Here is a 19,066-nt window from a genome sequence, read left to right as displayed (position 1 = left end):
AACATCCCGCCCATCCCGCTGACCCTGGGCGCCAGCGGCATCCTCAAACTCCCCATCACCGGCAACATCACCGGCCTCTCCGTCGACCGCTTCACCATCCACGGGACCGACGGTGGCGGAATTCCGCTGAACGTCACGTTCACCCTGCTCGGACATACCGGCGGTACCAGCGTCTTCGTGGGCATTCCCAGCACCGACCTCGGCTTCACCGTGAACGTGCCGCAACTGCCGGTATCCATCCTGGTGGACGTCAATGACTCGATAAGTTCAATCACCACCCCACGAATCAGGATCAACACCTTCGATTTCCATGATTTTGTGGTTGGTGGTGATACGACGTCGTTGGTGGCGAATGTGGGTGGCACGGTGGGTGGGGTTTCGGTTCCGGTTTTCCATTTCTCTGCGGCGCCGGGGTTTGGGAATACGACGGATGCTCCGTCGTCGGGTTTCTTTAATTCTGGGGATGGGAGTGCTTCGGGGTTCGGGAATGTCGGGAAGGCGGTTTCGGGGTTCTGGAACAACGCGTCGCTGGCTTCGGGGTATAAGAATGTCGGGGGGTTGTTGTCGGGGTTGACCAATATGGGTGAGTCGTTGTCGGGGGTGGGCAATACCAATGTGTTGGGGTTGGTGACGTCGGGGGTGGGCAATGCTGGGGACAACCTGTCGGGGTTGTTCTTCTCCGGTGCTGGGGTGAGTGTGTTCAATGCAGGGTTGGCGGATGTGGGTGATTATAATGTGGGGCCGGGGAATTTGGGTGCTTATAATGTGGGGTTTGGTAATGGGGGTGACTATAACTTCGGGTTGGGTAATACGGGGTTGGGGAATATTGGGTTGGCGAATACGGGGTCGGGCAATATTGGGGTCGGGTTGACCGGGAGTGGTCAGGTGGGGTTCGGGGGCTGGAATTCGGGGTCGGGGAATGTGGGGTTGTTCAACTCCGGTAGTAATAATGTGGGGTTCTTCAATTCGGGGACGGGGAATTTCGGGATCGCCAACTCGGGTGGGTTCAACACGGGGATCGCTAACAGCGGCATGGCCAACAGTGGGGTGTTCAACTCGGGTGTGTTGAATACGGGGTGGGCCAATGCGGGCAGTTACAACTCGGGCAACTTCAATGCCGGGACGTTGAACACCGGGTCGTTTAACCCCGGGCATACCAATACCGGCAGCTACAACACCGGGGATCTGAACACCGGGTTCGCTAACACCGGGGATCTGAACACCGGGGCGTTCAACTCCGGGGACGCCAATAACGGGTTCTTCTGGCGGGGCGATGGCCAGGGCCTGATGCAGGCCGATTACACCCTGAACATCCCGCCCATCCCGCTGACCCTGGGCGCCAGCGGCATCCTCAAACTCCCCATCACCGGCAACATCACCGGCCTATCCGTCGACCCCTTCACCGTGCACGGGAGCGACGGTGGCGGAATTCCGCTGAACCTCGATGTCACCATCAACGGGTTCGATACCGGTGCGCTGAGCGTGAACGTCCATATCCCTGTCGTCGACGTGAACGTCGCGGTTCCGATACCGCCGTTGCCGCTGGTGCTGGGTCTGACGATCGACAATCGCCTGAGCGTCATCACCACTCCGCGCATCACGTTCAATGTGATCGATTTCCATGATTTTGTGGTTGGTGGTGATACGACGTCGTTGGTGGCGAATGTGGGTGGCACGGTGGGTGGGGTTTCGGTTCCGGTTTTCCATTTCTCTGCGGCGCCGGGGTTTGGGAATACGACGGATGCTCCGTCGTCGGGTTTCTTTAATTCTGGGGATGGGAGTGCTTCGGGGTTCGGGAATGTCGGGAAGGCGGTTTCGGGGTTCTGGAACAACGCGTCGCTGGCTTCGGGGTATAAGAATGTCGGGGGGTTGTTGTCGGGGTTGACCAATATGGGTGAGTCGTTGTCGGGGGTGGGCAATACCAATGTGTTGGGGTTGGTGACGTCGGGGGTGGGCAATGCTGGGGACAACCTGTCGGGGTTGTTCTTCTCCGGTGCTGGGGTGAGTGTGTTCAATGCAGGGTTGGCGGATGTGGGTGATTATAATGTGGGGCCGGGGAATTTGGGTGCTTATAATGTGGGGTTTGGTAATGGGGGTGACTATAACTTCGGGTTGGGTAATACGGGGTTGGGGAATATTGGGTTGGCGAATACGGGGTCGGGCAATATTGGGGTCGGGTTGACCGGGAGTGGTCAGGTGGGGTTCGGGGGCTGGAATTCGGGGTCGGGGAATGTGGGGTTGTTCAACTCCGGTAGTAATAATGTGGGGTTCTTCAATTCGGGGACGGGGAATTTCGGGATCGCCAACTCGGGTGGGTTCAACACGGGGATCGCTAACAGCGGCATGGCCAACAGTGGGGTGTTCAACTCGGGTGTGTTGAATACCGGGTGGGCCAATGCGGGCAGTTACAACTCGGGCAACTTCAATGCCGGGACGTTGAACACCGGGTCGTTTAACCCCGGGCATACCAATACCGGCAGCTACAACACCGGGGATCTGAACACCGGGTTCGCTAACACCGGAGATCTGAACACCGGGGCGTTCAACTCCGGGGACGCCAATAACGGGTTCTTCTGGCGGGGCGATGGCCAGGGCCTGATGCAGGCCGATTACACCCTGAACATCCCGCCCATCCCGCTGACCCTGGGCGCCAGCGGCATCCTCAAACTCCCCATCACCGGCAACATCACCGGCCTCTCGGTCAACCCCTTCACCATCCACGGCGACACCACCGCCGCTATCCCGGTCAACCTCTCCCTCGTCGTCGACGGAGACTCCGGGGGCATCACCATCCCCATCCACGTGACCGACGAGATCCACTTCGACGTGCCCATATCCGGGCTGCCGATCACCATCACGGTCCCCCTCAACTCGTCACTCGACCCCATTCAGATCCCGCAGATCCTGATCTCCGACATCCCTCTCAACCTCACGCTGGGTAGCGACACGACGATGCTCAATGTGGGTATCGCCGGCAACATCGGCGGCATCACCGTCCCGGTATTCCACTTCCCGGCGGCGCCGGGTTTCGGGAACACCACCAACGCGCCGTCGTCGGGCTTCTTCAACTCCGGTGCCGGCAATGCGTCGGGCTTCGGCAATATGGGCGACACCATCTCCGGGTTCTGGAACATCGGAGCGCACGTATCGGGCTTCGAAAATTACGGCGGCGAGCTCCTCTCGGGTCTCACCAACCTGGGCAATGCCATGTCAGGCATCGCCAACACCAATGCTCTCGGTCTCTCGGTCGCCGGTGTCATCTCAGGCATTGCCAACACTGGCAGCCGGCTATCCGGTTTCTTCCTCACCGGCTCGGTGCCGTAGCCGCCGATCACGCGACTAACGTCGGCAAGTAGGGTTTGACCAGCGAGGGGGCTGTAATTGAGCACCGGGAAAGGACATAACCATGGGATTCCTGGACAAGGCAAAGGACCTGCTGGCGCAGAATGCCGACAAAGTCGAGACCGCGATCGACAAGGCCGGCGAATTTGTCGACGAGAAGACCCAGGGCAAGTACTCCGACACCATCCACAAGGTGCAGGAGGAGGCCAAGAAGGTCGCGAGTCCGGACGGTTCCGGCCAACAGAGCTGAACGCATGGCAAAGCTTTCTGGATCCATCGACGTACCGTTGCCGCCCGAGGACGCCTGGACGGCCGCCTCGGATCTGTCCCGTTTCAAGGAGTGGCTGACGATCCACAAGGTGTGGCGGTCCAAATTGCCCGAGGTTCTGGAGAAGGGCACGGTTGTCGAGTCATATGTCGAAGTCAAGGGCATGCCCAACCGCATCAAGTGGACGATCGTGCGCTACAAGCCGCCCGAAGGCATGACGCTCAACGGCGACGGCGCCGGCGGAGTCAAGGTCAAGTTGATCGCCAAGGTGACGCCGCGAGACGACGGCTCCATCGTCAGCTTCGACGTCCACCTCGGGGGGCCGGCCCTATTCGGACCCATCGGCATGGTCGTCGCCGCCGCACTGAGAACCGATATCCGCGAGTCGCTGCAGAAGTTCGTCACGGTGTTCGCATCGGCGTGATCGCGACCCAGGCCGCGGCCCGTGACCGCGGCGCGACCGCGGCCTAGTCCGCAGCCCAGCCCGTCGCAACCCGCGCCAAAGCCGATGAGTTTGCGCCATCGCGGAAGTCGATACCTGTGAAACCCCAATGGGGGCCGACAACACAAGGAGGTCATCGTGCCCACCCGTAACTGCGCACCACTGGGCGCTCCGTGCTGGATCGACTTGACGACATCGGACGTTGGCCGTGCCCAAGACTTCTACGGCACGGTATTCGGTTGGACATTCGAGTCCGCCGGGCCCGATTACGGCGGATACATCAACGCTGCCAAGGACGGCCACCCCGTCGCCGGAATGATGGCCAACAACCCCGAGTGGCAGACCCCGGACAACTGGGCCACCTACTTTCACACCGCCGATATCAACGCAACGGTGTCCGCGGTGACGGCGGCCGGCGGGTCGGGATGCCTGGAACCTATGGAGGTACCCGCCAAGGGCTTCATGGCCCTGGCGACCGACCCGTCGAACGCGTTCTTCGGGATGTGGCAGCCGCTGGAGCACCGCGGGTTCGAAGTGATCGGTGAGGCCGGCGCACCCGTCTGGCACCAACTCACCACGCACGACTATCGCGCCGCCGTCGACTTCTACCGAGAGGTATTCGGATGGCAGACCGAGCAGGTCGGTGATACCGACGAATTCCGCTACACCACGGCCTCTTTCGACGGTCAACAATTGCTTGGCGTGATGGACGGCGCCGCATTCCTGCCCGAGAATGTGCCGTCGCAGTGGAGTATTTTCTTCGGCGCCGAGGATGTCGACAAGACGCTTCAGGTGATCGCCGACAACGGCGGCAGCGTGCTGCGGGCGGCCGAAGACACCCCCTACGGGCGTCTTGCCGCGGCCAGCGACCCGACGGGTGTCGTCTTCAACCTGTCGTCGCTGCAGAGCTGACGCGCCGCCGAGCGCCACACGCCACTGTGACGCCCCCGCCGAGCGTCACGCCACCGTGACGCTCGCTGTCCAGCGCCACGCCACCGTGACGCTCGGTCACCCAGGAACGCGTCGGCTAATCTCGCAACCATGAATCGCCGGCTGCGCCCAGGGTGGCTGGTGGCGCTTTTCGCCGTCCTCGTGTCGGTCAGCACGTGGATGCCTTGGCTGGCCACGAAGGTCAACGGCGGCGGCTGGGCCAACGCGATCGGCGGCACCCACGGCAATCTGGAACTGCCCCGGGGGTTCGGGCCGGGCCAGCTCATCGTGTTGTTGTCCTCGACGTTGCTGGTGGCTGGGGCGATGGCGGCCCGTGGCCTGTCCGTGCGGTTCGCTTCCCTTGCCGCACTGCTTATTTCGCTGCTCATAGTGGCGCTCACGGTGTGGTACTACAAGCTCAACGTCAATCCGCCGGTGGCGGCCGAATACGGGTTTTACCTCGGCGCCGTCGGTGCGACGGGTGCGTTGGCCTGCTCCCTGTGGGCGGTTGCCACGGCCGCGTTCGGTGGCCGGTCAGCACGCTGAAGTCAGGCCGACGGGAACTCGTGCTTGCCCGAGGCGGAGCTGTCGGCGGGCTCGTTGACCCCGTATACGAACGGGGCGAACACGACTTCGCGGCCATCGGGGTCGCGGTAGGTCACCGCTCCGGTGGCCTCCCAGTACGGGTGTTGCTGAACCGGCTCGACGCCGGCCTCACGCAGCCGCGCGCAGGCCGCCTGCTGCGCCTGCTCATCGGGAAAGTAGAGGCAGAGCTGATCGTGGTGATCCAATGCAACGGGCTCGACCGCCTCGACGATCTCCATCGTCAGGTTCCAGCTGGGCAGGCCGAAGATCGCCCCGTTGCTGCCGTAGCTTTCCCCGAACGTCTCATAAAGCGGCAACCCCACCAAATCCCGGTAGAACCGCACCGTTTCGGCGAAGTTGGACGAGCGACGGGCGAATCGGATCGAGCCGATCGACGCCAAATGCGCGGGCCAGTGGGACGGACGGCGCCCTGCTGGGTACACCGTTACAGCCCCACCGCGCCGGCCGCCGACTCCGCGGTATCCCAGCGTCGCAACTCCGAGCCGGCCACCCACGTCGAATGCGTACCGCTGGAAATGCGTTCTGGCAGAGCAAGTTTGCACACCGGCCCGTCACCGACCCGCGAAGCGTCAAAGACCAGACAATACGAGGCGTCGTCGTTCATGTCGGTGACAAGCGTGACCAGATAGCCGTCGTCCTCACCCGAGCTGCCCACGCGCGGAGCCATCGCGGTTTCGCTGCCGTACACGCCGTCGCCAAACGAAACAGCCTCAACGCCCCCGGTGCGCAGATCGTGCTTGACCAATCCGTCGAACAAGAACCAGCCCGGCTTGCCCGTGGCGGCGTAGACGTAGCGGTAGCGAGAGGCCGCGTAGTCGGCGTTGATCGTGCCGAACTCGGTGATGGACTCCGAGAGCTGCTCCTCGGTGACCGCGCCGGTGGCCAGGTTAAGCCGCCACCGGTGCAGCCGGGTCTCCAGCCGATCCAGCGCCAGGAAGCGAAATAGCTTCTCCCACTTGCTGCTGGCGCCGGCTTCCAACGGCTGCGGCGCGCCCTCGAAGAACCCGTCGAGCACGATCTCGTCGCCGTCCTCGTAGGCGTTGGTGAAGTGCAGCACGAATGTCGGGTCCGCCTCGAACCAGCGAATGTCGGCCGGAGACCCGCGGCGCGGGATCACCGCGAAGCGCGACGGCATCTCGGGGTAGAAGCGCGGCAGGTGCACGTTGTGTTCGAGCAGCCTCGGGTCCCAGAACAGCGGGAAATCGTTGAGAATCGCGTAGTTTTCGGTGAACGCCATGTCGTGCGGCAGCCGCGGTCCGGGTAGCGGGATGTCGACGTAGTGAGCCAGTTCGTTGCCTTCGTCGACCACGCCGTAGCGCATGTACGGGTCTTGCTTGCTGTAGTTGAAGAACAGCAGTTCGCCGGTCTTGTTGTCCACCTTGGGATGTGCTGACACCCCCCACTCGAACGGAAATCCGCCGTTCCAGGTCTCCTTGCCCAAAGTGTCGGCCGAATACGGGTCCAACCGGTACAGATCACCGCACTGGTAGAAGCTGGTCAGCGCGATACCCCGGTGCACGATGACGTCGGTGCTCGACGCATCCTTCATTAAAGTTCGTGCACCCCAACCCTTTTCGCACTTGGCAAATTGCACCGGCTCGGCCAGCCCCGGCCACAGCGGCCCGCCGGCCTCGTTTTCGGCAAGAAAGCCCTCGGTGCGGACAAAGCGGTTGCGGTAGAACGCTTTTCCGTCGCGGAAGCCGACGACATGTAGCATGCCGTCGCCGTCGAACGGGTGGTAGGTCTTGAACGCCGGGTGCAGCGGGTTTTCGGTGTTGCGCAGATAGATGCCGTCCAGGTCGGCCGGGACTTCGCCGGACAATACGGTCAGGTCGTCAGCGTCCCACTCGGTGGTCTGCGGCCGCCACGGCCCGGTCCGGTACGGGTGGTCGTCGTCCTCGGGCAACGTGGACAAGAATTTTCCAACAATCTCAACGTCCATGTCAGGAACCCTCCGCAATGCCGATTACGAAACTGACCGTGGTGGCGGTGCTGCCGCCGAAGTTCAGCGTGGCGAAACGCGCGGCGCCCTCAACCTGATAGTCGCCAGCCGACCCGCTGACCTGTTTGGCCGCATCCAACAGCATCCGCACCCCCGATGCGCCCACCGGGTGACCCCCGCCGATCAGGCCCCCGCTCGGGTTGATCGGCAGCCGCCCGCCGATCTCGATCTCACCGTTTTCGATGGCCTTCCACGATTCGCCCGGGCCGGTCAGCCCGATGTGGTCGATGGCCAGGTATTCGCTGGGCGTGAAACAGTCGTGCACCTCGAAACCGTCCACATCGTCCAAACTCACCTGCGCGCGCCGCAGCGCATCCAGCACCGCGGCCCGCACGTGTGGCAGCACATACGGATCGTCGGCCGCGCGGTCCAGTTTCTGTCGCAAACCCAGCCCGACGGTGCGATGTCCCCAGCCGTCGATGCGGCCGATCGGCCGCGCGGACGGGTGTTCGCGTAGGTACGCATCGTTGACCAGGACGACCCCAGCGCCGCCGTCGGTCATCTGGCTGCAGTCGAAACGCCGCAGCCGTCCCTCGGTGACCGGGTTGGTCGCATCGTCGTCGGTAATCGGGTTCGGCACCGTCCAGGTGCGGGTCTGGGCGTTGGGGTTGCGCCGCGCATTGGCGAGGTTGAGCTGGGCGATCGCGCGTAGGTGAGCCTCGTCCAAGCCGTACCGGCGGTCGTATTCGTCGGCGACCTGCGCAAACATCGACGGCCAAAGATAACGCGCGTCGGCGCCCTCATGGCCGGTCCAGGCGGCCGCGCCCAGGTGTTGGGCCGCGACGTCGCCCGGCACCGTCTTTTCCAGCTCGAGGCCGACCACCAGCGCGGTGTCGTAGGCGCCCGAGCGCAGGTCGGCCATCGCGGCCAGTGTCGCGACGCTGCCAGACGCACAGGCGGCTTCGTGTCGCGAAGCCGGCGCGTCCCACAGGCCGTCGCATACGGTGGCCGGCATGGCCCCCAGGTGCCCCTGCCTGGCGAACATCTCACCGAACGCATTTGCCACGTGGACCACCCCGATCTCGGCGGCGTCCAGCTGCGCCGCCGCCAGGGTGGCCTCGACCACCTCCGCGGTCAACGCGGCGAAGTCGCGGCCCTCCCTGGTGAGGTTGCGCGCGAAGTCGCTTTGGTAACCGCCCAGAATCCACACACCGGTACTGCCGTCCATACGCGGCACGGTACTACGTGACTGTGACGAGACCCACAAAATGATGCCCACAAAAGGCGGTCCCGTCGGCTCTCGGGCTGAACCGACGGGACCTGGGTGGACGCGCAGGCCGGCCAACGCGCTCACCTCTTTGGGTGCATTACCACCGACCGCCCATGACAAACATCGACAAGCATGTTGTTGCCGACGATCACTCCGAAGACCCCGGCGCGCCCGCGATCAACACGCTCAATGAGCGAGCCGCAAGCTTTACCGTGGCGCCGCTATCCAACGCGTGTGTGGTTTCCGGCGACCCCGTTGCGGCACCGGTATCGGCGACGAGGGTCCACGCCGGGCTGAATTGCTCTGGTGGAAGGGTGAATTCGAGTGCTTCGTGGTGAGCATTGAACAGCAACAAGAACGAGTCATCGATCACCGGCTGGCCACGCTGATCGCGATCGGGGATGCCGTGGCCATTGAGATAAACACCAATCGCCTTTCCGAATCCCGCATCCCAATCCTCTTCGCTCATCTCCGAGCCGTCGGGCCGAAACCAGGAGATGTCCGGCAGCCCCTCTGCGCCGCGGCGGCGCACGGGGCGGCCGTCGAAGAACCGCCGCCGGCGAAATATCGGATGTTCGGCTCGAAGGCCGGAAACCAGCCGGCTGAATTCGATTAGGTCGGTGTCGGCGTGCTCCCAATTAATCCAAGTGATTTCGCTGTCCTGGCAGAAGCCGTTGTTGTTGCCTGCCTGGGTGCGTCCGAGTTCGTCGCCGTGACACAGCATCGGTACGCCCTGGGAAAGCAGGAGTGTGGCAAGGAAGTTGCGTTGCTGACGACCACGGAGTTCGTTGACGGCCGGGTCGTCGGTGGGCCCTTCGACCCCGCAGTTCCAGGACCGGTTGTGACTTTCGCCGTCGTTGTTGTCCTCGCCGTTGGCCTCGTTGTGTTTTTCGTTATAGGACACCAGGTCGCGCAGGGTGAAGCCGTCGTGGGCGGTGACGAAATTGATCGAGGCCACCGGACGGCGGGCCGTATGTTCGTAAAGGTCAGCCGAACCGGTGAAGCGAGAGGCGAATTCACCCAGGCTGGAATCCTCGCCCCGCCAGAAGTCGCGCACGGTATCGCGGTATTTGCCGTTCCATTCCGTCCACTGCGGCGGGAAGTTGCCCACCTGGTAGCCGCCGGGCCCGACGTCCCAGGGCTCGGCGATCAGCTTCACCTGACTGACGATCGGATCCTGTTGCACCAGCTCGAAAAAGGCAGCCAGCCGGTCCACCTCGTAGAACTCGCGCGCCAGGGTAGCGGCCAGATCGAAACGGAACCCGTCGACATGCATCTCGGTCACCCAGTACCGCAACGAGTCCATGATCAGCTGCAGGGTATGCGGGTGGCCGACATTGAGGCTGTTGCCGGTGCCGGTGTAGTCCATGTAGTAGCGCTTGTCGTCGTCGACCAGCCGGTAGTAAGCGGCGTTGTCGATTCCGCGCATGCACAGCGTCGGGCCCAGGTGGTTGCCCTCGGCGGTGTGGTTGTAGACGACGTCGAGGATCACCTCGATGCCCGCTTCGTGCAGGGTGCGGACCATGGTCTTGAATTCCTGCACCTGCCCGCCCGGGGTGGTCGCCGAGGAGTACTTGGTGTCGGGGGCGAAGAAGCCGATTGTGTTGTAGCCCCAGTAATTTGACAGCCCTTTGTCGATCAGCGTGGAGTCGTTGGCGAAGTGGTGGACCGGCATGAGCTCGATCGCGGTGATGCCCAAGTTGTGCAGATGGTCGATGATGACCGGCTCGGCGATCCCGGCGTAGGTGCCGCGAAGGCGCTCGGGAATCTCCGGATGCTGGTGGGTGAGTCCCTTGACGTGCGCTTCGTAGATCACGCTGTCGGCGTAGTCGTGGCTGGGCGGCCGGTCGATTCCCCAGTCGAAGTACGGGTTGATCACCACCGAGGCGGGCATGCTGGCCGCGGAGTCGTCGTCGTTGCGGCTGTCCGGATCGCCGAAGTTGTAGCCGAACAGCGACTGGTTCCACTCGAAGAAGCCGTCGATGGCCTTCGAGTAGGGATCCAGCAGCAGCTTGTTCGGGTTGCATCGATGACCGGCGGCAGGATCGTAGGGCCCGTGCACCCGGTAGCCATAGCGTTGGCCGGGTTCGACGCCGGGCAGGAAGCCATGCCACACGAACCCGTCGACTTCGGGCAGCGCGACGCGGCTCTCGGCGCCGTCTGGGTCGAAGAGGCACAATTCGACCCGCTCGGCGACTTCGCTGAAGAGAGCGAAATTGGTGCCCGAGCCGTCGTACGTCGCGCCCAACGGGTAGGCCTTCCCACGCCACACCTCAGCTGTGACCGTCATTTGGGCGCGTTCGGGCTCAACCATGCACTGCCTATTCCCCGCACACGGTGACATGAAACTGTGACCGCAGCCTCAGCTTCGGACGGTGCTGAAAGATGAACTGCCGCTGGCATTTTCGCTAACGCGCCGGTTCACTGGGTGGCGGCGGCTTCTGTATCACGACGACCGTGGGCTTGCGCTTGGTCTGATCCTGGTCGTCCGTACCAGTGCCGGTGCCCGTGTCGCTGCGGTTGCCGGTGCCGGCTGTGTTGCGCCCGGCCAGGCTCGCCAGCGCCATGCCGCTCAACAGGCCCGCCGGAGCTCCGCCGCCCATGTCGATCGGCGCGGCGCTGACGCTGCTGCCGGGCAGCGACTCGACAGCCAGCTTGATCTCCGGTGCGGCCATGGTCCAACTGTGTGGCACCGACAACGCGCCGACCAAGGTCGCCTCGCCCACACCGGCCGACGCGGCAGCGCCGCCGGCGCCGGCGCCCGGCGCCGGTTCAATGGACGCGATGCCTTCCCCCTGAGTGGGTTCCAATCCGCCCGACGGGACGGGCGTGGCGCTGTGATTGCCGCCATAGGCATAGATCCAGGGCCTGGTCGTGTTCACCGCGGACAGCGCCAGGCTGGCGGTCGCGGTTACCGCGATGTAGGCGGCGACGATGTCCAAATCGCCTATGGGAGTGGGGATTGAGATGCTGGCCGCCGGCTGGACCGCGGCCGCCGACGGCAGCGCGGCGGAGGATCCGGGCGAGGCCAGCCCCTGCAGCGCTTGGGGGGCGATGGACGACAGCTGACCCAGCACCGCCTGCGTGTTCGTAATCGAGTCGGCAGCGCCGGCTGCCGCGGCCGCCGGGTCGGCGGCCTGGGATGGCTGGCTGAATGGCGACAACGTCGATGCGGCCTCGGATGCGCCCGCATAGCCGTACATGGCGGCGGCATCCTGCGCCCACATCTCGGCGTAATCCGCCTGCAAAGCCTCGATCAACGGGCTGTTGTGGCCCAGAATGTTGGTCGCGATCAGCGACAGCACCTGGCTGCGGTTGGCCGCGATCAGCGGGGGCGGCACCGTCATCGCAAACGCTGCCTCAAAGGCCGCGGCGGCCGTGCGGGCCTGCGCCGCAGTCTGCTCGGCCTGCGTTGCGGCGATACTCAGCCACGCCGCATAGGGCGCCGCCGCCGCCGCCATCGACGCGGACGCCGGTCCCATCCACGATTCAGCGGCCAGTCCGGCAACCACGGACGCATAGGAAACCGCCGCGGAGTTGAGCACCGCGGCCAAACCATCCCAGGCGTTGGCGGCCGCCAGCATCGATCCCGCTCCCGGACCGGCATACATCCGGCCCGAATTGACCTCTGGCGGCAACTGCCCGAAGTCCATTTAGCCGGCCGCGATCGCGTTGGCGGTCTCGGTGTCCGCATAGGAATCGGCGCTGGCCGCCAGCGTGGTCACGAATATGTCGTGAATCGCGGTGGCCTGTGCACTCATCGCCTGATATAGCTGCGCATGAGCGACGAAACGCGCCGCGGTCCGAGCGGAAACCTCGTCGGCAGCAGCGGGAGTCACCCCGGTCGTCGGGGCATATGCGGCCGCACTCTCAGCCGAGACGGCAGAACCGATCCCCTGCAAGTTCCCAGCCGCTGCTGCCAAGATCTCTGGCTGGGTGACCACAAAAGACATCCCTGTCTCCTAACTGACGAGCATCTCCCATTCGGCCGTACCTTCCGCACATACGCCGAAGTGCCTGCCACAGAACGGAATTGGCTATTCAGATGTCGTCAGGATCCGCAGCGGAAGGCACTCTCTAGTGCAGGGTACTTCGTCGCTTGGTCAACGCACCCCGGTTTCGCTGCGATTTGCCCTTGCCGGGTCTGGGCGGTTTGGCCGGCCGGCCGGCAAGGTGAGCGGCGTCAGTGGAAACTGGCCTCGCGATCGGTGGCCGCCGTGACCTCGGCCAGCAAATTGAGCCGGATGGCGAGCCACAGGGTGAATTGGTTCTCCGGTTCGCGGATGTCCAGGCCGATCGTCTCAGAGATCCGGTCCATTTTTGCCAGCATCGTGTTGCGGTGGACGTTGAGGGCACGGGCGGCGAGGGTGGCGTTGCCGCCGAGGGACAGGTAGCTGGTCAGCGTCTCGAGCAGGTTGTGGCCTCCGCGCAGCGGCTCGACGATCTCCTGGACCAGTTGCCGGCTGTTTGGCGTGTCGGCGATCTCGGCCAACATGGTGAAGCTGCGCAGTTCCTGGTAGGAGATGGCGCTGGTGCGCCCCAGTCGGCGGGCGATGCCCAGCGCGATGCGGGCCTCGCGGTAGCTGTCGGACACCCGGTGAGCGCCGGGTGAAGGCCGTCCGTAGGCGACGGCGACCGAAGCGCGGCAGCGCTGCTCGAGTTCGTGGTGCATCGAGTTCGCGAAGTCGGCCATCTGCTGCACCAGCGCCGCGTCGTTGCCGTCGCGCAGGGTGCGCACCACCACCAGGACATCGCCGATGACGGTCGCGTCGGTGCGCACGGAGGAATCGGCGCAGATGTTGGCGGCGTAGCGCGCCAGCCGGATCATGCCGGCGGCCGGATTGTCCACGGGGTGGGGGAGCACACCGTAGGCGACGAAAACCCCGAAGGGGGAATCGATGTCGATTTCGTGGTGGTCGGCGCGGGCGCGCAGTTCGTGTTCGCTGGAGAAGCTGCCGTGCACCAGGGCTTGGATGAAGTCGCCGCGGGCGCGCTCTTCGGCTTCATCGACACTGCGCTGGCGCAGCATCTCCGAGCCGATCACCGCTGTTGCCTGTTCGGTGACGATACGGTGGCGCACCAGGTCCTGGGTGGGGACACAGTCACTGGGGACCAGGACCACCACCCAACCCTGGGGTGCCTTGCCGAACTGGATCGTGCTGGCGATGCACGTCCATACGCTGTCGCGAGGGCCGGCGACCCTGGCCACGCGGATGTTGTGTTGGGTGGAGCGTTGTGCGGCGGGAACGCCGGTCGACAGCATGCGCCGCACTGAGCCGGACAGCGTCTCGACGGCTTCGTCGGCCAGTCCGTTCTGGGCTACGACCTGGCCGCGGGCGTTGAGTGCCAGTGCGGGATTGCGGGCCAGATTGGATACCTCGCGCAGCAGCATCTGCATGCCTGCGCCGCGGTGGAACAGCCCCGACAGGGACGCATACACGTGCGTGGAGTAGCGCATCGACTGCAGTTCCCGGCTGAGCGTCAGCTCGGCCAACAGCCGATTGAGGGAGGCAAATCCCACCGGGAACGCCATCTCGATGACCACCAGAGTGCCGGGCAGTCCAGCGCGCGGGAAGTCGGTTGGGATCGGCCCGTCGACCACCAGCATCGTGGCGCCCCGGGCCGCTATCGCGGTCAGCATGGTGCCGTTGGTCAGCAACGCCTCGGGGCGGGCATAGAGCGCGACATCATCAAGTGAGTCCGGCCGAGGAGGAACCTCAGTCAGCGGCAGCAGCCACGTCAACTCGCGGTTGAGTTGCTCGTGGCCGGCCACCACGCGGGCGCTGGACATCAGCGGCTCGTCAAGCAGCCTGCGGATGGTCAACTTCTCCGTGTCCACCGCCGGCGCCGGGTGGTGGGTGATCGGTGCTGCCATGGCCTGTCCTCCTGGGCGGCGGGAATGCGGCGTCGTGCGACGGGGGCTTGGTTCTGCCGGGTGTTCATCCAGCACCGTCACAGCGTCGCGCCGGCGGGCGCGCCTCGAATCAGTGAAGTCACCAGTCCTGCGCATCGCCCCAGACGGCGGATCAGCGGCCGATCGCCGGATTAACGCCGAATACCAGGGTGCTGGCCGCGGTCTGGTCGACGTCGGTGTAGGTCTGCGCGATCTGGGTGAACGCCGTACCCGTGCGCACCAGTTCTTGTTGGGCGGCCTGGTTGGCGGCTAGCGCGGCGGCGGCCTCGGAGTGAAAGGCCGTGACCGCCTGGGCGGAGACCTCGTCGGCGCCGGCGGGAGCCAGTCCGGTCACCGACGCCGCGGCCTTCCCGGCCGCATCGAGGGCGGCTTTCCCCAGTTCGACGACCTGTCCGCCGATATCGCCGGTCGCCGGACCAAATGACATGGGTTGCATGGGCCCAAGCTATGGCGCGGAGATAGCGGCGTCGCGCTTGTGCACGAAAGTCGGAGTTACCAGCGATTACCTGGTTTTGCGCATTGTGCTCACCGACCTGCTGAGGTCGGGCCGGTCGAGCCATTTTGGTGACTGGGTCACCCCTGCGCCCGGTTTAGAATTGACCCAACGTCTTGCGCATCGGGCCTGTTGACCGCCGGTTTTGCCCGGCGGTCGTCGTTACCGCCGATGCCTCGATAGACAGGAGCAGCAGGTAAATGGATTCCATGTCCCACGACCCGGCCGCTGGCGATATCGGCTCGCAGTTGGTCGACATCGGCAGCCAGGGCGTCAGTGCCGGAAGTACGGCGGCGACGTCGGTGTTGAGCGGGCTGATTCCGGCGGGCGCCGAAGAGGTTTCTGCGCAGGCTGTACTGGCGTTTGCCCAGGAAGCAGCCTCCATGCTGGCGTCGAACACCGCGGCGCAAGAAGAACTTATGCGCACGGGCACGGCGCTCACCGACATCGCCCGCATGTACAACGATTCCGACGTCAACGCCGCTGGCGTGCTGACGACCAGCGCCGCGACCATGTCTCGTCCGGCAGCGGCCGGTGGTTCGACAGTGGGCGGCGGGCTTTTAGGAGCGGCCAAGGCGCCGGCCGAAGCGCTGGCGCGGACCCCGCTGGTGTCTCAGGTGGTGGAGGCGTCGTCGTCGCCGATGGTTTCGACCGCCGCCAACGCCGGTTCGTCGGCGATGAGCGGTGCCGCTCCGCTGGGCAGCGGGATGGGTTCGGGTGCCTCGGCGGGTGCTTCCAAGCCGGGCCTGGTCTCAGCCACCGAGCCCGCCGACGAGGACGATCGCGAAGCCGCTGAGCAGCTGGAACCGGGCGAGCGCCTGGCTTAACCTCAATCGTGCGTCAGGGCCACCATGTCGGTGGCCAGTACGTCACTGAGTGCGGACCAGGGCACGGTGATCACCGGTAGGCCGTGGCCGAACTGGTAGTCGGTGAAATGGAGCTGCATTCCAGCCGACGTCGGAATCCAGTTGGCGAAGTTCTCCGGGATCGGCTTGTTTCCTTGCTCGTCGGGCATCGGCGCGGGGCCGCCGTATACCTGCGGGAAGATCAGCTTGGTTTGCTCCGAAAGCCGGTTCAGGCCGGCTTGTTCATTGCTGAACAGTCCGGCCAAGGTGACGGGCTTGGCCGAGCGGCTGTCGATGACGACGGTGCTCACAGAGTCGGTTCCATGAGCGGCCCTTTTGGCGTAGTAAACGCCCTTGATGACTTCGGCAATTGCGGCCGCGCGGAATGTCACGGTCGATTTGGATTCGAAGGACCATTCCACGTCGGGGCTCATAGCGGCGAGTATTTGATCGATCTGACCACGCGCTGACGCGGCGCTGGCTTGGTTGAACGCGTCTCGCACGCCCGTGTCGCCGTCGGAGAGCTGGCCCACTTGGGCGCTCCAATGGCCGCGATTATCCGGCGTGGACCCGGTTATCGAGGTCGTTGTCACACCATAGGTTTGGCCGTTGGAAACGCCCGAGTCGGCGCGCGCGGTCGTCGCCGTCGACATCGCCAGCACGGCAACTGCGACCGTGGCGCCAAACACCTTCAAACGGCTCACCATCGAATGATTTACCGCAAAAACCGCCGCGGTGCACGCGATCCCCCTTCCAGATCGCGTGCACCCTTGGGCTGCCGGGGATTACGGCAGCGGCGGCGCCGGCGGCGCGGACGGGGCCGGCGGCGCGGAGAGCGTCGATGGTGGCGGAAGTGTGGTGAGCGGGGTGGGGGTCGTCGTCGGAACTGAGGTCGACGGCGACGTCGTGTCGGTGCTCTGCGTGGCGCTTGCGGTGTCAGCCGGGTTGTAGGCCAGCCAACCCGCGGCGGCCAGGGCGCCCAAGGCCAGCAGCGCGTATCTGGTTGTGCTGCGAAGAGTCATATCGGTTTGCTCCTGATTCGAGAATTAGTCGATAACCGTATAGCGGTTCAAATAGAACCGTAATACGGATCACATTGCAGATCGTAACGGCGGGGGAGCCGTGATGCAACACCGTGCTAGCCGGTTTGGCCGCGGGCATATCCGGGGATCCTGGCTGGTAGCTCATTTGTCAGCGGCCAGAGGAGATTCGCGTGGCTGAACAATCAGCGTCGACGCCCAGGGACGCTACGAAGGCGACCGAGGAGCAGCGTCGCGAGCAGGTTCAGCTTGACCACCAGGGCGAGGACCCGGACGCGCCCGCACTGCACCAATCCCGCCATCAACTTCCGGACGAGACCAAGCGATAGCGCCGCGTACTAGCGTCTATGCATGACTCTCACGGCTGACGCCGTCATCATCGGTGCCGGAATCGTCGGCTGTTCCACGGCTCTGCAGTTGTCGCGGCGCGGAGTGGATGTGCTCGTGCTCGACAAGGCCGGTGCCGCCGGTATGGGATCGACCAGCGCGTCGAGCGCGCTCATCCGGTTCAGCTACTCCACCTGGGAAGGCGTTGCTGCCGCCTGGGAGTCGAAGTTCTGTTGGGAGGACTGGGAAGAACACCTCGGCTACCGAGATCCCAACGGAATGGCGCGGTTTCATCGATGCGGCAAAATTCTTCTCGACGTCCCGGTGATTCCACGACAGCGGTTGGTCGAGCTGTTCGAGCGGGCCGGTATCCCGTATGAGGTGTGGGATGCCAAGACACTGGCCAAACGGGTCAACGGCATCGACACCGGTGCGTACTACCCGCCCAAGCCGATAGATTCCGACGAATTCTTCGATGATGCGCTCGGCAACCTCGGAGCGTTGTACAACCCCGATGGGGGATATATCGACGACCCACGCCTGGCCGCCGCCAACCTGGCCGCGGCCGCCGCACACCGGGGCGCGCGTTTCGCATTCCGCCGTCACGTCGTATCAATCGACCGTGTCGGTGGGCTGTGGCGTGTGATGGTCGACGGACACGAACCGATCGAGGCGCCCGTCCTGGTGAACGCGGCCGGCCCTTGGTCCAGCCGTCTCAACCAGATGGTGGGCGCCACCTGTGATTTCACCATCAAAGTCGCCCCCATGCGCCAGGAGGTGCATCACGTACCTGCGCCGGCGTCCCTGCGCGACCGGTTGCCCGCGATCTGTGATCTGGACCTCGGCGTCTATCTGCGACCCGATTCGGCGGGCAACATGCTGGTCGGCGGCACCGAGCCCGAGTGTGACCCGCTCGATTGGATCGACGACCCCGATGCGGCCAACCTGAACCCGACCGTCGAGCGGTACGAGGCTCAGATCACCCGCGCCGCTCGCCGCTTTCCCGAGATGACCGTTCCGAACCGGCCCAAGGGCATTGCCGGTGTCTACGACGTGGCCGAGGATTGGACGCCGATATACGACAAGACGGCGCTGCCTGGCTTCTACGTCGGAATCGGTACCAGCGGAAACCAATTCAAGAACGCCCCGATCATCGGCTCGATCCTGGACCGCATCATCGACGCAGTTGAGACTGGCCACGATCACGACGCCGAACCCGTCCACTACACATGTCCGCATACCGGCCACGACCTCAACCTCGGGGCGTTCTCGCGTAAGCGTGAGCGCAATGCGGATTCCTCCGGCACGGTGATGGGCTAAGCCTTGGCACGTTTGGCTTCGAGTGTGAGCTCTTGGCGGCGGCTTCTTCTGTGAGCTGGCGGCTGCGGGTGTGCGCTCTTGGCGCTCGTAGCGCGGATTCCCCGCTCTGGCTACACACTCGATGCCGCAGCTGCACAATCGATCTCGATAGCCACGGCTGTCGGGACCGCCCGCCGCGGGCCGCCCCGAGGGCCGTGGCTTCTTCTGTGAGCTGGCGGCTTCGGGTGTGCGCTCTTGGCGCTCGTAGCGGGGATTCCCCGCTCTGGCTACACACTCGATGCCGCAGCTGCACAATCGATCTCGATAGCCACGACTGTCGGGACCGCC

General features: G+C 64.5%; 17 protein-coding genes and 1 pseudogene. 9 read left to right on the top strand and 9 right to left on the bottom strand.

The window, feature by feature from the left end; genetic code table 11:
* The 5 genes from AWC27_RS14215 to AWC27_RS14195 form a co-directional block, all read left to right on the top strand.
* The coding region (locus AWC27_RS14215; RefSeq protein WP_139836997.1) for a beta strand repeat-containing protein at positions 1-3,324 on the top strand (3,324 nt) is incomplete at its 5' end.
* An 82-nt stretch (positions 3,325-3,406) separates the two neighbouring features.
* Positions 3,407-3,592, top strand: coding sequence for an antitoxin (locus AWC27_RS14210; protein ID WP_085671079.1), 186 nt, complete (start codon positions 3,407-3,409; stop codon positions 3,590-3,592).
* A 4-nt stretch (positions 3,593-3,596) separates the two neighbouring features.
* The gene (locus AWC27_RS14205) at positions 3,597-4,034 is read left to right on the top strand and encodes a type II toxin-antitoxin system Rv0910 family toxin (RefSeq protein WP_085671078.1); all 438 of its coding nucleotides are present in this window, start codon (positions 3,597-3,599) and stop codon (positions 4,032-4,034) included.
* Between the two features lie 156 nt (positions 4,035-4,190).
* Positions 4,191-4,964 carry a VOC family protein gene (locus AWC27_RS14200; RefSeq protein WP_085671077.1) on the top strand — a complete coding sequence of 258 codons (774 nt, stop codon included), beginning with the start codon at positions 4,191-4,193 and terminating at the stop codon, positions 4,962-4,964.
* A gap of 129 nt (positions 4,965-5,093) precedes the next feature.
* The gene (locus tag AWC27_RS14195; protein ID WP_085671076.1) at positions 5,094-5,528 is read left to right on the top strand and encodes a hypothetical protein; all 435 of its coding nucleotides are present in this window, start codon (positions 5,094-5,096) and stop codon (positions 5,526-5,528) included.
* 2 nt (positions 5,529-5,530) lie between these two features.
* Here AWC27_RS14195 and AWC27_RS14190 read toward each other — a convergent pair whose 3' ends face one another.
* The 8 genes from AWC27_RS14190 to AWC27_RS14155 all read right to left on the bottom strand — a co-directional run bounded on the left by AWC27_RS14190 (position 5,531) and on the right by AWC27_RS14155 (position 15,150).
* Positions 5,531-6,010: a VOC family protein gene (locus tag AWC27_RS14190; RefSeq protein ID WP_085671075.1), complete on the bottom strand. Its 480-nt coding sequence runs from the start codon at positions 6,008-6,010 to the stop codon at positions 5,531-5,533.
* 2 nt (positions 6,011-6,012) lie between these two features.
* Positions 6,013-7,530 carry a carotenoid oxygenase family protein gene (locus AWC27_RS14185; protein ID WP_085671074.1) on the bottom strand — a complete coding sequence of 506 codons (1,518 nt, stop codon included), beginning with the start codon at positions 7,528-7,530 and terminating at the stop codon, positions 6,013-6,015.
* A gap of 1 nt (position 7,531) precedes the next feature.
* Positions 7,532-8,758, bottom strand: coding sequence for an acetyl-CoA acetyltransferase (locus AWC27_RS14180; protein WP_085671073.1), 1,227 nt, complete (start codon positions 8,756-8,758; stop codon positions 7,532-7,534).
* Between the two features lie 190 nt (positions 8,759-8,948).
* On the bottom strand, positions 8,949-11,114 hold the full coding sequence (gene glgX, locus AWC27_RS14175; protein ID WP_085671072.1) for a glycogen debranching protein GlgX: 2,166 nt from the start codon (positions 11,112-11,114) through the stop codon (positions 8,949-8,951).
* Positions 11,115-11,208: 94 nt separating this feature from the next.
* A complete protein-coding gene (locus AWC27_RS14170) occupies positions 11,209-12,453 on the bottom strand; it encodes a PPE family protein (RefSeq protein ID WP_085671071.1) in 1,245 nt (414 codons plus the stop codon).
* Positions 12,454-12,753, bottom strand: a complete 300-nt coding sequence (locus AWC27_RS14165; RefSeq protein ID WP_085671070.1) for a PE family protein — start codon at positions 12,751-12,753, stop codon at positions 12,454-12,456.
* Positions 12,754-12,983: 230 nt separating this feature from the next.
* On the bottom strand, positions 12,984-14,675 hold the full coding sequence (locus AWC27_RS14160; RefSeq protein ID WP_085671069.1) for a helix-turn-helix domain-containing protein: 1,692 nt from the start codon (positions 14,673-14,675) through the stop codon (positions 12,984-12,986).
* A 151-nt stretch (positions 14,676-14,826) separates the two neighbouring features.
* On the bottom strand, positions 14,827-15,150 hold the full coding sequence (locus tag AWC27_RS14155) for a PE domain-containing protein (protein ID WP_085671068.1): 324 nt from the start codon (positions 15,148-15,150) through the stop codon (positions 14,827-14,829).
* Between the two features lie 257 nt (positions 15,151-15,407).
* Here AWC27_RS14155 and AWC27_RS32995 point away from each other — a divergent pair.
* A pseudogene (locus tag AWC27_RS32995) lies at positions 15,408-15,701 on the top strand (PE family protein); the annotation flags it as partial.
* 335 nt (positions 15,702-16,036) lie between these two features.
* Here the strand turns inward: AWC27_RS32995 and AWC27_RS14145 are convergent.
* Positions 16,037-16,705: a DUF3298 domain-containing protein gene (locus tag AWC27_RS14145; protein WP_276075490.1), complete on the bottom strand. Its 669-nt coding sequence runs from the start codon at positions 16,703-16,705 to the stop codon at positions 16,037-16,039.
* A gap of 82 nt (positions 16,706-16,787) precedes the next feature.
* Between AWC27_RS14145 and AWC27_RS30195 the strand changes: the two genes are divergently transcribed.
* The 3 genes from AWC27_RS30195 to AWC27_RS14135 all read left to right on the top strand — a co-directional run bounded on the left by AWC27_RS30195 (position 16,788) and on the right by AWC27_RS14135 (position 18,739).
* Positions 16,788-17,003, top strand: a complete 216-nt coding sequence (locus AWC27_RS30195) for a hypothetical protein (RefSeq protein WP_139836996.1) — start codon at positions 16,788-16,790, stop codon at positions 17,001-17,003.
* Positions 17,004-17,265: 262 nt separating this feature from the next.
* Positions 17,266-17,421 carry a hypothetical protein gene (locus tag AWC27_RS31110; RefSeq protein ID WP_169726791.1) on the top strand — a complete coding sequence of 52 codons (156 nt, stop codon included), beginning with the start codon at positions 17,266-17,268 and terminating at the stop codon, positions 17,419-17,421.
* Positions 17,422-17,443: 22 nt separating this feature from the next.
* Positions 17,444-18,739 (top strand): NAD(P)/FAD-dependent oxidoreductase, encoded by a 1,296-nt coding sequence (locus AWC27_RS14135; RefSeq protein ID WP_085671065.1) that lies wholly within the window; start codon positions 17,444-17,446, stop codon positions 18,737-18,739.
* Positions 18,740-19,066 lie beyond the last annotated feature (327 nt).

The organism is Mycobacterium szulgai, from assembly GCF_002116635.1.
Classification (GTDB): domain Bacteria; phylum Actinomycetota; class Actinomycetes; order Mycobacteriales; family Mycobacteriaceae; genus Mycobacterium; species Mycobacterium szulgai.
The sequence above is the reverse complement of the archived record's forward strand: the minus strand, read 5'-3'. Positions and strand labels throughout refer to the sequence as shown.

Bases quoted from the DNA above. Each gene is read 5' to 3' on its own strand.
- AWC27_RS14180 (WP_085671073.1), bottom strand. From the start codon at position 8,758: ATGGACGGCAGTACCGGTGTGTGGATTCTGGGCGGTTACCAAAGCGAC.
- AWC27_RS14195 (WP_085671076.1), top strand. From the start codon at position 5,094: ATGAATCGCCGGCTGCGCCCAGGGTGGCTGGTGGCGCTTTTCGCCGTC.
- glgX (WP_085671072.1), bottom strand. From the start codon at position 11,114: ATGGTTGAGCCCGAACGCGCCCAAATGACGGTCACAGCTGAGGTGTGG.
- AWC27_RS14160 (WP_085671069.1), bottom strand. From the start codon at position 14,675: ATGGCAGCACCGATCACCCACCACCCGGCGCCGGCGGTGGACACGGAG.
- AWC27_RS14135 (WP_085671065.1), top strand. From the start codon at position 17,444: ATGACTCTCACGGCTGACGCCGTCATCATCGGTGCCGGAATCGTCGGC.
- AWC27_RS14205 (WP_085671078.1), top strand. From the start codon at position 3,597: ATGGCAAAGCTTTCTGGATCCATCGACGTACCGTTGCCGCCCGAGGAC.
- AWC27_RS14210 (WP_085671079.1), top strand. From the start codon at position 3,407: ATGGGATTCCTGGACAAGGCAAAGGACCTGCTGGCGCAGAATGCCGAC.
- AWC27_RS14155 (WP_085671068.1), bottom strand. From the start codon at position 15,150: ATGCAACCCATGTCATTTGGTCCGGCGACCGGCGATATCGGCGGACAG.
- AWC27_RS14170 (WP_085671071.1), bottom strand. From the start codon at position 12,453: ATGGACTTCGGGCAGTTGCCGCCAGAGGTCAATTCGGGCCGGATGTAT.
- AWC27_RS14165 (WP_085671070.1), bottom strand. From the start codon at position 12,753: ATGTCTTTTGTGGTCACCCAGCCAGAGATCTTGGCAGCAGCGGCTGGG.
- AWC27_RS14185 (WP_085671074.1), bottom strand. From the start codon at position 7,530: ATGGACGTTGAGATTGTTGGAAAATTCTTGTCCACGTTGCCCGAGGAC.
- AWC27_RS14145 (WP_276075490.1), bottom strand. From the start codon at position 16,705: ATGTCGACGGCGACGACCGCGCGCGCCGACTCGGGCGTTTCCAACGGC.